Origin of the sequence: Hymenobacter cheonanensis, from assembly GCF_030581075.1 — a bacterium.
Taxonomy (GTDB): domain Bacteria; phylum Bacteroidota; class Bacteroidia; order Cytophagales; family Hymenobacteraceae; genus Hymenobacter.
Window position 1 is genome coordinate 16,325 of record NZ_JAUQSW010000001.1, and the last position, 13,664, is coordinate 29,988.

The 13,664-nt window shown below is 60.3% G+C and carries 17 protein-coding genes; 11 read left to right on the plus strand and 6 right to left on the minus strand.

The annotated features are described in order from the left end of the window. Both Q5H89_RS00090 and Q5H89_RS00095 read right to left on the minus strand, forming a co-directional pair. Positions 1 to 453 carry a lipocalin-like domain-containing protein gene (locus tag Q5H89_RS00090; protein WP_305017241.1) on the minus strand — a complete coding sequence of 151 codons (453 nt, stop codon included), beginning with the start codon at positions 451 to 453 and terminating at the stop codon, positions 1 to 3. An 18-nt stretch (positions 454 to 471) separates the two neighbouring features. Next, the gene (locus Q5H89_RS00095) at positions 472 to 906 is read right to left on the minus strand and encodes a PaaI family thioesterase (protein ID WP_305017242.1); all 435 of its coding nucleotides are present in this window, start codon (positions 904 to 906) and stop codon (positions 472 to 474) included. 69 nt (positions 907 to 975) lie between these two features. Between Q5H89_RS00095 and Q5H89_RS00100 the strand changes: the two genes are divergently transcribed. From Q5H89_RS00100 to coaD, 4 genes are all read left to right on the plus strand, one after another. After that, positions 976 to 1,593, plus strand: a complete 618-nt coding sequence (locus tag Q5H89_RS00100) for a DUF4126 domain-containing protein (protein WP_305017243.1) — start codon at positions 976 to 978, stop codon at positions 1,591 to 1,593. Positions 1,594 to 1,661: 68 nt separating this feature from the next. Continuing rightward, positions 1,662 to 2,132 (plus strand): NUDIX domain-containing protein, encoded by a 471-nt coding sequence (locus tag Q5H89_RS00105; RefSeq protein ID WP_305017244.1) that lies wholly within the window; start codon positions 1,662 to 1,664, stop codon positions 2,130 to 2,132. 125 nt (positions 2,133 to 2,257) lie between these two features. After that, on the plus strand, positions 2,258 to 3,130 hold the full coding sequence (locus Q5H89_RS00110; RefSeq protein WP_305017245.1) for a DUF3822 family protein: 873 nt from the start codon (positions 2,258 to 2,260) through the stop codon (positions 3,128 to 3,130). 36 nt (positions 3,131 to 3,166) lie between these two features. Next, positions 3,167 to 3,634 carry a pantetheine-phosphate adenylyltransferase gene (gene coaD / locus Q5H89_RS00115; RefSeq protein WP_305017246.1) on the plus strand — a complete coding sequence of 156 codons (468 nt, stop codon included), beginning with the start codon at positions 3,167 to 3,169 and terminating at the stop codon, positions 3,632 to 3,634. A gap of 102 nt (positions 3,635 to 3,736) precedes the next feature. Here coaD and Q5H89_RS00120 read toward each other — a convergent pair whose 3' ends face one another. After that, on the minus strand, positions 3,737 to 4,231 hold the full coding sequence (locus tag Q5H89_RS00120) for a hypothetical protein (protein WP_305017247.1): 495 nt from the start codon (positions 4,229 to 4,231) through the stop codon (positions 3,737 to 3,739). Between the two features lie 195 nt (positions 4,232 to 4,426). Between Q5H89_RS00120 and Q5H89_RS00125 the strand changes: the two genes are divergently transcribed. Next, positions 4,427 to 6,058, plus strand: coding sequence for an ABC-F family ATP-binding cassette domain-containing protein (locus Q5H89_RS00125; RefSeq protein WP_305017248.1), 1,632 nt, complete (start codon positions 4,427 to 4,429; stop codon positions 6,056 to 6,058). 91 nt (positions 6,059 to 6,149) lie between these two features. Continuing rightward, entirely contained in the window at positions 6,150 to 6,971 is an 822-nt protein-coding gene (locus Q5H89_RS00130) for a hypothetical protein (protein ID WP_305017249.1), read from the plus strand. Between the two features lie 83 nt (positions 6,972 to 7,054). Here the strand turns inward: Q5H89_RS00130 and Q5H89_RS00135 are convergent, their stop codons facing one another. Next, positions 7,055 to 7,225, minus strand: a complete 171-nt coding sequence (locus tag Q5H89_RS00135; protein WP_305017250.1) for a lmo0937 family membrane protein — start codon at positions 7,223 to 7,225, stop codon at positions 7,055 to 7,057. 202 nt (positions 7,226 to 7,427) lie between these two features. Between Q5H89_RS00135 and Q5H89_RS00140 the strand changes: the two genes are divergently transcribed. Further along, the gene (locus Q5H89_RS00140) at positions 7,428 to 8,315 is read left to right on the plus strand and encodes a 3-hydroxyacyl-CoA dehydrogenase family protein (protein WP_305017251.1); all 888 of its coding nucleotides are present in this window, start codon (positions 7,428 to 7,430) and stop codon (positions 8,313 to 8,315) included. Between the two features lie 102 nt (positions 8,316 to 8,417). Next, positions 8,418 to 8,957 carry a peptide-methionine (S)-S-oxide reductase MsrA gene (gene msrA, locus Q5H89_RS00145; RefSeq protein WP_305017252.1) on the plus strand — a complete coding sequence of 180 codons (540 nt, stop codon included), beginning with the start codon at positions 8,418 to 8,420 and terminating at the stop codon, positions 8,955 to 8,957. Between the two features lie 36 nt (positions 8,958 to 8,993). Here the strand turns inward: msrA and Q5H89_RS00150 are convergent, their stop codons facing one another. Beyond that, positions 8,994 to 9,539, minus strand: a complete 546-nt coding sequence (locus Q5H89_RS00150) for a hypothetical protein (RefSeq protein ID WP_305017253.1) — start codon at positions 9,537 to 9,539, stop codon at positions 8,994 to 8,996. 10 nt (positions 9,540 to 9,549) lie between these two features. After that, entirely contained in the window at positions 9,550 to 10,410 is an 861-nt protein-coding gene (locus Q5H89_RS00155) for a 2,3,4,5-tetrahydropyridine-2,6-dicarboxylate N-succinyltransferase (protein ID WP_305017254.1), read from the minus strand. 111 nt (positions 10,411 to 10,521) lie between these two features. On the opposite strand from Q5H89_RS00155, the gene Q5H89_RS00160 reads away from it, so the two are divergent. The 3 genes from Q5H89_RS00160 (at position 10,522) to Q5H89_RS00170 (ending at position 13,638) form a co-directional block, all read left to right on the plus strand. After that, positions 10,522 to 11,709: a glycosyltransferase gene (locus tag Q5H89_RS00160; protein WP_305017255.1), complete on the plus strand. Its 1,188-nt coding sequence runs from the start codon at positions 10,522 to 10,524 to the stop codon at positions 11,707 to 11,709. A gap of 127 nt (positions 11,710 to 11,836) precedes the next feature. Then, positions 11,837 to 12,856 (plus strand): 3-oxoacyl-ACP synthase III family protein, encoded by a 1,020-nt coding sequence (locus tag Q5H89_RS00165; RefSeq protein WP_305017256.1) that lies wholly within the window; start codon positions 11,837 to 11,839, stop codon positions 12,854 to 12,856. Between the two features lie 119 nt (positions 12,857 to 12,975). Continuing rightward, positions 12,976 to 13,638 (plus strand): metal-dependent transcriptional regulator, encoded by a 663-nt coding sequence (locus tag Q5H89_RS00170; protein WP_305017257.1) that lies wholly within the window; start codon positions 12,976 to 12,978, stop codon positions 13,636 to 13,638. Positions 13,639 to 13,664: the final 26 nt, after the last annotated feature.

The following is a 13,664-nucleotide window of genomic DNA, read 5'->3' on the forward strand; positions in this document are numbered from 1 at the left end:
TTAATTAGCCGAGACTTTTATCTTGTAATAAGGCCAAGTATCCAACAACATGCACAAGCCTTTTTTACGCTTGACAAGCTTAAATTGAACAGTTTGGCGAATTGGCTTAGCGATTTTATAAGTCTTTGCTTGCCCACCCTCAATTGACCAAGAGTCATTAAGCGTTGTTATATGACTTCTCTCCAAAGCACCACCTTTCAATTCAGTAGTGTATTCCGGTGTCAGGTATAATGTATTGCCTAGCAATTTATAATGTCCACCTATTTTCAAAACTCTTTGCAATCCATCATAGCCACTAGGAGTATAAGTGAATTTTTTGTCGGCACTGAAAACATAATGCTGCTGGTAATTTGAGCTAATAGTTGTGTCACTAGCCTGCCAAAATCCAACAATATTTTGGCTGAAAGCTTGACTTGCAAACATGAGCCAGAAAACCGTAAAAACTAGTTTCATAATTTCCAGCAAAATTGATTAAACAACCGGCTCAATCACCGCCATTGTGGCCGAAGCCTTGGCGATGAGCACGTCGTCGCACCACACCTCAGCCTCGCAGAAGTGCAGGCGGCGCCCGGCTTTCAACACCCAGCCGATGGCTTTGATTCGCTGGCCCACGCCGGGGTTCAGGTAGCTCACTTTCAGGTCGGAAGTGACTACGCCGAAATTTTCGGGCACGAGCGTAGTGGCGGCAAAGCCCGCCGCCAGGTCGGCCATGGTGGCCACCAGGCCACCGTGGGCAAAGCCGCGCTGCTGCTGGTGCTGCACCCCTAGCGGCAGCTCGGCCTCGATGCGGCCGGGCTCGATGCGGGTGAGGTCGGCGCCGATGAGGTGCATAAAGTGCTGGCGCTTCAGTTTTTCGCGAATGCGGGCTTCGAGGGCGGCGATGGGTTCGGGCGTGGCGGTGGTCATAGGTGCTTCAAAGATACCGGCCGGCTAGGGGTGCTTACCTTACGGCCACCATTTTACCTATCCTTGGCTATGGACCACTTATCGACTATGCAGTACCTCGTGGCCGGCGCGCTGGGCCTGGGGCTGGCCGCGAGCAGCGGCTTTCGGGTGTTTGTGCCGCTGCTGGCGGCCAGCGTGGCGCACCGCGTGGGCTGGCTACCCAGCTCGCCGGGCTTCGAGTGGCTAGTCTCCTGGACGGCCCTGCTGGTACTGGCCACTGCCACCGTGGCCGAGCTGGTGGGCTACTACGTGCCCTTTGTCGACCACCTGCTCGACACACTTACCACGCCCGCCTCGTTCGTGGCGGGCACTTTGTTGATGACTTCTTCGCTCACCCACCTCGACCCTACGCTGCGCTGGACGCTCGGCATCCTGGTGGGTGGCGGGGCGGCGGGTGTGGTGCAGGGCAGCACGGCGCTGCTGCGGGCGGGCTCCACGGCCACCACGGGTGGGCTAGCCAACCCCTTGTTTGCCACCCCCGAAAACGTGCTGGCCATCGCGGGCACGCTCGTGGCGCTGCTGCTGCCGCTGGTGGCGGCGGGGCTGGTGGTGGTACTACTGGTATTTGCGGCGAGCCGGTGGCGGCGCTGGCGGCAGCGGCGGGCGGCCAGGGCCGCAGCTTCGGCCATCGGGGGCGGGTTTGCGTAGAGGCAGCACGTTATTGCTGCTTTATTTCCGATTTCATGCCCCCTGCTGCCTCCCCCTCCGATTCTCTATTGGCTCCCTATGCTGGCCTGGTGCGCGTGCGGGTGGGCGGCATCCTGGTGCGCAACGGGGCGATTTTGCTAGCGGCGCACCGGGGGCTGCTGCCGCAGGACGCCACCTTCTGGTCGCCGCCGGGCGGGGGCTGGGCCTTCGGCGAAAGCCTGAAGGAAGCGCTGCAACGCGAGTTTCGGGAAGAAACCGGGCTAGCCGTACGCGTGGGCCGGCAGCTGCATCTGCACGAGTTTCGACGTGATAACTTGCAAGCGTTGGAAATTTTCTTTGAGGTAACGGCCGAAGACCCCAGCGCCAGCCCCCGCCTGGGCCACGACCCCGAGCATGCCGCTGATGCTCAGCTGCTCAGCGAGCTAGCCTGGCACACGCCCCGCCAACTGCTGGCCCTGCCGCTGGCCCAGGTGCACCCGGTGCTGCGCGGCCTGCTTAGTACCGACGATGTCTTCGTGCCCCAGGTACTCCTGAATTAGGGGCTAGTCGCCGCTCGGCTAGCCCGCCTCGGGGCCTGCGGGCGCTGGGCCGCCGCCCGGCCTTCAACCCCGGCCAGCGGCCTATCTTTACCCCGGCTCGCTGCTGGGCGGGCCCGCCTTTGCCTGTGCCTGCTTCTACTACCCTGCCCACTGCTCCGACGCTGAGCCTGCGCGACGAAACCTTCGACGCCACCAACCCCACGGCCTACCACCTCTATGCGCTGGCTAACCCCGGGCGCCTGCGCCTGGCTGCCCTGGAGGCTGCGCGCCACAAAATCGTGGCCTTCGACGACTTGCCACTGGCTTCGTTGGCCGAGTTGCCGGCGGTGGCCGCCGCCACCTTGCTTGGCCAGCCGGGCTGGGCGCGCCTGCGCCTGGGCCTGGCCGGCCGCGCCACGCCTTTGCTGCCGGCGCCCCTCTACCGCACAGGCGATGAGGTCGCTTACCTGCGCCTGCACCACGAGCTGGCCCCCAATGAGGAGGCCCTGGCCTACACCCTGCCCCTGCCCGCCCCGGCCACCGATATTGTGTGTCTCTTCGCGGCTCCCACTAGCCTGGTGCAGTGGCTGCAGCAGCTGCACGGGCCCAGCGCCCGGCTGCTGCCCCAGGCCAGCGCGCTGCTCGGCGGCTTGCTGCACCAGCGGGGCCCTAGCCCCGCGCCGCGCCAGCTTTACCTCAACCTGGCCGACCACGAGCTGACGGTAATAGTGCTGGGCGCGCAGGTCGATTTCTGCAACTCCTTCACCGTGAGCACGGCCGAGGATGTGGTGTACTACACCATCCTGGTTATGCAGGAGCTGGGGCTCAACCCCGACCAGGATGTGGTGACTATCTGGGGCGACCTCACCGGCGACTCAGCCACCTTTGCGCTGCTCAGCACCTACGTGCGCCAGCTGCGCTTCGGCACCCGGCCTTTTGGGTTGCAGTATTTTTATTACCTGAATGAGGTGGCCGATTACCGGCATTTCGACTTGTTCAGCTTGGCTTTTTGTGAATAGCGCGCTGGCTAGCCTAGCAAGTTGGTGCTCAATACCATGAAAAAAATAGCGCTTTTTCCCGGCTCCTTCGACCCCTTTACCAACGGTCACCTCGACATTGTGCGGCGTGGGGTGGGGCTATTCGATGAGCTTATCATCGCCATCGGTACCAATAGCAGCAAGCAGCGCCACTTCCCCATCGAGTGGCAGATAAGCCAGCTCGAAACGCTCTTTGCCGACGAACCGCGCGTGTCAGTGCGCTCTTATCAGGGCCTCACCACCGAGTTTGCCCGCGCCACCGGGGCGCGCTACCTACTGCGCGGCCTGCGCAATACCCTCGACTTTGAGTACGAAAACGCCATTGCCCAGGCCAATCGCCAACTCAGCCCCGGCCTTGAAACGGTATTTCTCGTAACCTCGCCCACGCTGGCGGCCGTGAGCAGCACCATTATCCGCGAAATCCATCGCTTTAGGGGCGAGGTGAGCCAGTTTGTGCCTTTTGCGCTACCACCCGGGGCTAGCTAGCGGCGGCTTATCTTGCTCACTGTGTTTACTATTTAAATAGAAAGGCCCCCTGTTTCCAATACCGGAACCAGGGGGCCTTCTCGCTAGGGCACCGGCGGCGTCCTATTCCATTGCTTTCAGCGGGTCGATGGGGTCAGCCTTGAAATACTGCATGGCGATGAGCGAAGTGATAACCCCCGTCATGGTGCCCATGAGGATGATGGCCAGAAACGCTACTACTACCGAGAGGTCGAAGCCGAACAGGTTTTCTACCTGCGTCAGGTCCAAGGATTTCGGCATGATGGCCGTTAGGATAATAAAAAACAGGCCTAGCACGACCGAGGCTACCATGGCCGAGATGATGCCCGTGCCATAGCCCCCGAGGTAGGGCATTTTTTCGCCGCGCAGCTGGCGCAGGTGCCGAATGGCCAGCACCGAGCCCGTAATCAGGATAACTACATCGAGGCTACCGGCCTCGATGCGCGAAAAGAAGCCTAGCAGCGCGGCGGCCAGGGTATACACGCACAGCACGGCCCCAGTAACGATGCCGTGGCGGAAGCCATTTTGCTCGGGCGTGATAGTCCGCGCGGCGGGGGCGGTGTTGGAAGAAGCAGCCATAAAGTACAAAAGAGTTGGAGTGGAAAAGCAAGCCAGTGGGCCGGTGGGGCCGCCCGGGTTTCTATACTGCATTTTGGCTTGCTGTGTTGTGCCGCTGGCTAGGGCACAAATTGAGGCGCCTGGCTGTTGATAGAAGGCAAGGCCGCGCGGCGGCGTATTTTTGCACTGTTTTTCTGGTTTCTTATTCTGGCTTAGATGATTTCTACGACCAATGTGAGCTTGCGCTACGGCAAGCGGGTCCTGTTTGAGGATGTGACGGTGAAGTTTTTGCCGGGCAACGTGTACGGCCTGATTGGGGCCAACGGCGCCGGCAAATCCACCTTTTTGAAGATACTATCAGGCGAGATTGAGCCCAACACCGGCTCGGTGGAGCTGCCCGCCGGCCAGCGCTTGGCCGTGCTCAAGCAGAACCAGTTTGCCTACGACGACCAGCAGGTGCTGGCCACCGTCATTCAGGGCCACCAGCAGCTGGCGGCCGTAATGAAGGAAAAAGACGCGCTCTACGCCAAATATGACCTGGGCACCGCCACCGATGCCGACGGCGAGCGCCTGGGCATCCTGGAAGGCGAGTTTGCCGACATGAGCGGCTGGGACGCCGAGTACCAGGCGGCCGAGCTGCTGAGCGGCCTGGGCATTACGGAGGACAAGCACGCCTCGCTGATGGCCGACCTCGGCGCCAGCGAGAAAGTGCGCGTGCTGCTGGCCCAGGCGCTGTTTGGCAACCCCGACGTGCTGCTGCTCGACGAGCCGACCAACAACCTCGACGCCGAGAGCGTGCTCTGGCTGGAGAACTTCCTGGACAGCTTCGAGAACACGGTGATTGTGGTGAGCCACGACCGCCACTTCCTCGATGCCGTGTGCAACTACATGGCCGACCTGGATTTCTCGAAAATCACGATGTATCCCGGCAACTATGGCTTCTGGTACGAGAGCAGCCAGCTAGCCCTGCGCCAGCGCCAGGATGTGAACAAGAAAACCGAGGACAAGCGCAAGGAGCTGGAAGAGTTTGTGCGCCGCTTCTCGGCCAACGCCTCAAAATCGAAGCAGGCCACCAGCCGCCAGAAGCTGCTGCAAAAGCTGACGCTGGAGGAAATCAAGCCTTCGTCGCGCCGCTACCCCTACATCGCCTTCAAGCCCGAGCGCGAGGCTGGCAACCAGCTGCTGAGCGTGGACGGCGTGAGCAAGACCGTGGATGGCCAATCGGTGCTGAAAAACGTGTCGTTTACGCTCGACAAAGGCGATAAAATCGCCATCGTGGGCCGCGACGACCGGGCCGCGTCTATGCTGTTCGACATCATTTTTGGCGAAGCCAAGGCGGACAAGGGCACCTACAATTGGGGCACCACCATCACTCCTAGCTACTTTCCGAAGGAAAACAGCGCCTTCTTCCAGGCCGACAATATGAACCTCGTGGACTGGCTGCGCCAGTACTCGACCGACAAGGATGAGAGCTTTGTGCGCGGCTGGCTGGGCCGCATGCTGTTCTCGGGCGAGGAAAGCCAGAAGAAGCCCAACGTGCTGAGCGGCGGCGAGAAAGTACGCTGCATGCTAAGCAAGATGATGCTGGAAAGCGGCAACGTGCTGGTGCTCGACGACCCCACGAACCACCTGGACCTCGAAAGCATTCAGGCCCTCAACAACGGCCTCAAGGACTTCAGTGGCTCACTCATCTTTGCCTCGCACGACTTGCAGTTTATCGACACGGTGGCCAACCGCATCATCGAGCTTACGCCCGAGGGCATCATCGACCGCCGCATGAACTACGAGGAGTACCTGGCCGACGAGGCGCTGAAAGCCCAGCGCCAAAAAATGTATCAGCTGGCTTAGTCTCAGGAATTAAGCAGACGCATTCGGGGGTTTCGTCTAGTAAACCGGCCTTCTTCATTTTATCTATTTGCCGCTCCGCTAATTTCCCTTCATGAAACGTCTGCTTCTTCCCTTTTTACTCGGTGCCGGGGCGCTGCTAGCCCCCGGCCGCAGCTGGGCCCAGGAAAAGCCGGTGCTGAACACCGCGCCCCCCGGTGCGGCCCCGGCTAGGCCCGCGCCCACCCGCCCGGCCCTCGATACGACCAACGTGGCGCCCACCATTCCGGTGTATACGCCGGGCCAGGCGCCGGCACCTGCTGCGCCTACGCCAGCCGCCCTGCCCGCCCCTAGCCAGGATAGCCCCTCGGGCCTGGAGCTGCCGGGCCGCGAGCAAGAGCGCAAAGCCGCGCAGCAGCACGCCGAGCAGTACACCAAGCTGTTTATCTACTCCGGGTTTGGGCTGGGCTACAGCTCGAACTACTACAGCCCCGGCGGCATTTTTAACTTTAGCATCTCGCCGGCTATCGGCTACCGGCTCAACGACCGCCTGGCAATCGGGCCGGGCATCAGCTACGCGTATGTCAACTACTCGTTTGGCAAGAATGCCCCTAGTCTGAATCTCAACAACATCGGGGTGAAGGTATTTGGGCAATTCCGGGTTATCGACCAGTTTTTCATCCACGCCGAGTACGAGGTGACGAAGGCTGAGCTGCCGCTGATAGACCAGTACAACAACTACATCGTCGTCAATAACCAGATTGCTACCGGCACGCGCCAGGTGCAGTCGCCGCTGGCTGGCGTGGGCTACCGCTCGCAAATCAGCAACCGGGCGGCGGCCGACATTGTGCTGCTCTACAATTTTCAGGGCGGCTACAACAGCATTTATTCCAACCCGGTTATTCGCTTTAATTTTCTGTTCAACATCGGCCGCTAGGCTCCTGCTTGAATATAAGGGCAAAGAAAAACCCTCGCTGCGGTGGCAGCGAGGGTTTTTTTATGGGCGAGCGACGCGCCGGACTACACCGGGTTGCGGCCGCTGATAACGCGCAGCAGGATGGCAATAATAGCGATTACCAACAGAATGTGAATCAGGTTGTTGCCAGCCAGGCCAGCACCCAGGATGCCAAAGAAGCCAAGAGCCCAGATGATGATGAGAATGACGGCGATGATATACAGTAGGTTACCCATGAGTGAAAAAGAGAAAGAATGAAGGTGAGTAGGCAATGCCCGCCAAGCTGGCTGGCGGGGTTTGTACGGCGCGGCTGGAAAAAGGATGAAGTTGGATGCAAAATTTTTGCGCTGCCCGCCTAACGGGCGTTAGCCAGTAGCTTTGTTTGCTGGTAGCGGCTAGGGCCGCTTGCCGCGTTTTACCCCATATTTCTCCCACCCGATGAACGTTGCCGTTATTGGCTCGGGCACCATGGGCAATGGTATTGCCCACGTTTTTGCCCAGCACGGCTTTGCCGTAGCCCTGATTGATATCAACCAGCCTGCCCTCGACCGGGGCGTGGCCACCATCACCAAAAACCTGGACCGCCAGCTGGCCAAAGGCACGCTGAGTGAAGAAGATAAGGCTAGCACGCTCGGCCGCCTGCGCACCTTCACGAGCCTGGCCGAAGGCGTAGCGGGCGCCGAGCTTATTGTGGAGGCCGCCACCGAAAACGTGGACCTCAAGCTCCAGATTTTCCGCGACCTCGACCAGCACGCGCCGGCCGGCGCCATTTTGGCCAGCAACACGTCGTCGATTTCGATTACCAAAATCGCGGCCGTGACCAAGCGCCCGGCCCAGGTAATTGGTATGCACTTCATGAACCCCGTGCCGGTGATGAAGCTGGTGGAGGTTATTCGCGGCTACGCCACCTCCGACGAGGTGACCCAGCGCGTGATGGACCTCTCGCGCCAGCTCGGCAAAACGCCCACCGAGGTGAATGACTACCCCGGCTTCGTGGCCAACCGCATTCTGATGCCCATGATTAACGAGGCCATTATCAGCCTTTTCGAAGGCGTGGCCGGCGTGGAGGAAATCGACACGGTGATGAAGCTGGGCATGGCCCACCCCATGGGCCCGCTGCAACTGGCCGACTTTATCGGCCTCGACGTGTGCCTGGCCATCCTGCGGGTGCTGCACGAGGGCCTCGGCAACCCCAAGTACGCGCCCTGCCCGCTGCTGGTGAATATGGTAATGGCCGGCCGGCTAGGGGTAAAATCAGGCGAGGGCTTCTACCAGTACACCGCCGGCTCGAAGGACCTGGTGGTGGCTAGCCGCTTTCGCAAGTAGCCCGAACGGTATTGCCCCCAATTACGTTGAATAAGCTACGCCGGCCAGCAACCGGCTACCTTCAAAAATTCAGCGCGTAGCTGCGCCAAGTATTAATAACTCATGGAACATGCAACGTTTGGGGCCGGCTGCTTTTGGTGCGTCGAAGCCGTTTTTCAAAATCTGAAAGGGGTTGAGAAAGTAGTTTCCGGCTACGCCGGGGGCCGCAACAAAAACCCCACCTACAAGGAAGTGTGCAGCGGCATGACGGGCCACGCCGAGGTGATTGACATCACCTTCGACCCGGCCGTTATCAGCTACAAGGAGCTGCTGGAAATATTCTGGAAAACCCACGACCCGACGACCCTCAACCGCCAGGGCGCCGACGTGGGCACGCAGTACCGCTCGGTTATTTACTACCACAACGATGAGCAGAAGCAGCTAGCCGAGGAATACAAGCAGAAGCTCAACGACGGCCACGCCTTCCCCAACCCCGTGGTAACGGAAATCACGGCCGCCCCCGAGTTCTACGTGGCCGAGAACTACCACCAGAACTACTTCAATATGCATGGCCATGAGCCTTATTGCCAGTTTGTGGCCAAGCCCAAAGTGGACAAGGTAAAGGCGCTGTTTGGCGAGAAATTGAAATCGGTAGCGGCGTAATTGCTATTGACGTTTAGAACCAAAAAAGCCCGCTGATTAGCGGGCTTTTTTGTTGACCATTGCGTCTAGGCTGCACTCCATGATACTTAATCTGGCTAAGTATTCATCGGCTAGATTCCATGGATTTGTTGGGTGAATCTTTGCTTTCTCTGCTAAGTAACGCTGACGCTGAAAAGCATGTGCTGCTAAGCTTATTATTGCTTTATCTGCTTTTCCAGCAATTTTAAACTGTCCAAAAGCTATCGAAATAATTGCTTGGTCGACTGTATCAGTAAGATACTTTTCGTCCCAATTAATACTTTCAAATTTTGCTGGGTCAGTAATGAGTACATAAGGACCGCCAAAACCCCATTCATCAACCATTTTACGCAGAAAAGTTGCGGCTTTCTCCCCTGCCCTCCGCTCCTGATACCAATCTTCTAAGAATCGGAGCGTATCGTTTCCGGTATCGTTACCGAAAGGAGAAAAATCATCGCCCTGACTGTAAAAGAAATCTGCCGTTGCGTATCCTGTAAAAACCGGGTGACTTGTCTCGCGAGTTATTCCTTCTTCGAAGTCGTCGAAATAAAGGGCAGCGTCCATATAATCAATGCTACACGCTTACCCCGAAATCGCGCAGTGCATCATTGAGGCTCGTTTTCAAATCGGTGCTAGGCTTGCGCTGGCCGATGATGAGGGCGCAAGGCACCTGGTACTCGCCGGCTGGGAACTGCTTGGGGATAGAACCCGGAATGACGACTGAGCGCGGCGGCACGTAGCCGCGGTATTCTTTGGGCTCAGGGCCGGTGACGTCGATGATTTTGGTGCTGCCCGTAATGGTGACGCCCGCGCCAATTACGGCTTCCTTGCCGATGCGACAGCCTTCAACCAGGATGCAGCGCGAGCCGATGAAGGCGCCGTCCTCGATGATGACGGGAGCTGCCTGCACGGGCTCGAGCACGCCGCCCAGGCCCACGCCGCCGCTCAGGTGCACGTGCTTGCCTACCTGGGCGCAGCTGCCCACGGTGGCCCAGGTGTCGACCATCGTGCCCTCGCCCACGTGGGCGCCGATGTTGGTGTAGCTCGGCATCAGGATGACGCCGGGGGCCAGGTAGGCACCGTAGCGGGCCACGGCGGGCGGCACCACGCGCACTTTCTGGGCGGCGTAGTCGGTTTTGAGGGCCATTTTGTCGTGAAACTCAAAGGGACCGACTTCCTGGGTTGCCATCTGGCGGATGGGGAAATAGAGGATAACGGCCTTCTTCACCCACTCGTTGATGGTCCACTGGCCGCCTTCCTCGGTGGGCGGCTCGGCCACGCGCAGCTTGCCTTTGTCGAGGTCTTCGATGACGTGCTCGATGGCAGTTTGGGTTTCGGGCTGGTCGAGCAGCGTGCGGTCGGCCCAGGCCGCTTCGATGGCCTCCTGCGCGGCAAAGCGGTCGAGTACGGGGCTGTGGTGGTCTTCAGTAATCATGCAAAAACGGCGTTTAGAGGAGAATGAAGGCAAAACTACCATCTTTGGCGCTAGGTTGGGCTAGCCGGCCGCGCTGGCGGGGGCCCGGGCCCGCCGTTTTTTTGTATCGCGTTGATTCTACTCGCCTCCGTTCTCAAGCCCATCGACGATACCCGCATGCTGGGCAAATTTGCCTACACCCTGGCGGCAGCGGGGGCACGGGTGGCCGTGGCCGGGCGGGCCAGCGCGGCTAGCCCCCCGGCCACCGAAAATATCAGCCAGCACGTAATTTTTCAGGGGCAGCGGTTGAGCTTGGCGCGGCTGGCGGCCCAGGGGCGCTACTGGCGCCTGCTAGGGCAGCTGCGGCCCGCGCTGGTGGTGGTGCACGCCCCCGAGCTGCTGCCCCTTACGCTGCTGTGGTGGGCGCTGGGCCGGGACCGGCAATTCATCTACGACATCCGCGAAAACTACGCCCTCAACGTGGGCACCCAGCACGTGTACCAGGGCGCCACCAAGCGCCTGCTGGCCGCTGGGTTACGCTGGGTAGAGGGGCTAGCCGCCCGGCAGGCGGCGGCCGTGTTACTAGCCGAGGCCAGCTACGCTGATGAGCTGCCCTTTGTGCAGGCCCTGCCGGCTAGCCGCGTGTTGCTGCTCGAAAACAAGTACCAGCCAGCGCCCGGCGAGCGCCTGCCCCGGCAAGTGCGCCCGCTGCCCGCCGCCGATGAGCCTATTAAACTGCTGTACTCGGGTACTATTTCCGAGCTGAACGGGGTGCGTGAGGCCCTTGCCCTGGCGCACAACCTAAGTAGCAGCTGGCCCGGCGCCGCCGAGCTAACCATTATTGGCTTTTGCCAGCAGCCCGGGCTGCTAGGCCAGCTGCAAGTGCTGATTGAACAGTTGGCCGCCAGTAGCCGGCTGGCAGTGACCCTGGCCACTGGGGCCGAGCCAGTGCCGCACGCCCGCATAGTGGCCGCCATGCACCAAGCGCACTTTGGGCTACTAGCCTACCGGCCCCACCCCAGCACGTGGCGCTGCCGGCCCACCAAACTGTTTGAGTACCTGGCCCACGGCTTGCCAGTGCTGACTCCCGATAACCCGCTGTGGACTAGCCTGATGCAAGCACATGGCGCGGGCCTGGTAGTCGATTTTGCCGCTGCGCCAGCCGCGGCGGCAGCCGTGGTAGCGGCGCTGCCCACTGCCCATTTTTACCCGGCCGGGGTGCCCACCGAGGCGGTGCTGTGGGCTAGTGAAGGCAAAAAATTACGGCTTTTGCTGGAAAGCCTCGGGCTGGGCCCGACCTTTGCGGCCCCTTTCGCGTAGCCGGGTGGGTACGGGCTAGCCAGGTGCTGGTGTAGTTCGGGTAAATTTCACGTACTTACCGGCCGGTACGCGGTTGCTTTTCGTACCGCTGCGCGCGCTTCCCACCCACTTATCCGCTCCTTCTTCCATGGCTTCTCCTACCACCCTGCGCCACGCCGAAATTGCTGGCGTCGGCCACTACGTCCCCGACCGCGTTGTCAAAAACGCCGACCTCGAACAGCTCATGGAAACCACCGATGCCTGGATTCAGGAGCGCACCGGCATCCAAGAGCGGCGCTGGTTTGAGGAAGGCAAGGACACCACCGCCGGCATGGGTGCCGAGGCCGCCCGCCGGGCCCTGGCCAACGCCGGCCTGAGCGTAGACGACGTGCAGCTCATTGTATTTGCCACGCTCTCACCCGATTACTTCTTCCCTGGCTCGGGCGTGCTTATGCAGCGCGAGCTGGGCATGACCGGCAACGTGCCGGCCCTCGACGTGCGCAACCAGTGCTCGGGCTTCATCTACGGCCTATCGGTGGCCGACCAGTTTGTGCGCACCGGCATGTACGATACGGTACTCGTGGTGGGCTCCGAAATCCATTCCTCGGGCCTCGACAAAACCACGCGGGGCCGGGGCGTATCGGTCATCTTCGGCGATGGCGCGGGTGCCGTGGTGCTGCGCCCGGCACGCACCGAGGGCAATGGCATCCTGAGCACGCACCTGCACGCGCAGGGCGAGTTTGCCGAGGAGCTGATTGTGAAGGAGCCCGGCTCGAACCGCGAAGGCCGCGTAGACTATGCCATTGCCAACGAGCAGGATATGTACCCCTACATGAACGGCCAGAACGTGTTCAAGCACGCCGTGGTGCGCTTTCCGCAGGTTATCAAGGAGGCGCTCGACCAGAACAACTACCAGGCGGCCGATATCGACCTGCTCATTCCACACCAGGCCAACCTGCGCATCACGCAGTACGTGCAGCAGAAAATGGGCCTGACCGACGATAAGGTATTCAGCAACATTCAGCGCTACGGCAATACCACCGCCGCCAGCATCCCGATTGCCCTGAGCGAGGCCGTGCAGGAAGGTCGCATCAAGCGCGGCGACCTGGTGTGCCTGGCCGCCTTTGGCTCGGGCTTTACCTGGGCGTCGGCGCTTATTAAATGGTGAGCTTCGCAATTATGAATTGTGAGTTAGAAATTATGAATTGTTACTCGTCGCTGACTAAGCAGTATGGGTAGCCGCCGAATAATTTCTAATTCATAATTTCTAATTCATAATTAATTATAATGCCCAGCCACACCGAGGAAAACTACCTTAAAACCATCTACAAGCTGGCCGAGGCCGAGCCCGGGCAGGATGTGAGCACCAACCGTATTGCGGCGGCGCTGGCTACCCGCGCGGCTTCGGTGACGGACATGCTGCGCCGGCTGGCCGAAAAAGAGCTGCTGGCCTACGAGAAGTACAAGGGCGTGCGTCTCACGGCCGAGGGCCGCCGGCTAGCCCTGCTTACGGTGCGCAAGCACCGGCTGTGGGAGGTATTTCTGGTGCAGCAGTTGGGCTTTAGCTGGCATGAGGTGCACGATGTGGCCGAGGAGCTGGAGCACGTGCAATCGCCGCTGCTTATGCGCCGGCTCGATGCGTTTCTGAATTTCCCGACCCTCGACCCGCACGGCGACCCTATTCCGGCCGAGGATGGTGCCGTGCGCCGCCCCGCCCAGCGCCTGCTCACCGACCTGGCCGTGGGCGAGTGCGGCACCCTGGCCGCCGTGCGCGATACCTCGGCACCCTTCCTGCAATACCTCGACAAAGTAGGCCTGCCGCTGGGCGCGCAAGTGCGCGTACTGGAGAAAATCGTGTTCGACAACTCGCTGGAAGTCAGCATCAACAACGCGCGCACGGTCGTTATTTCGGCCGAAATAGGGCGCAATTTGTTCACGACCACTGATTAGCACAGATTTTAGCGGATTTCACGGAT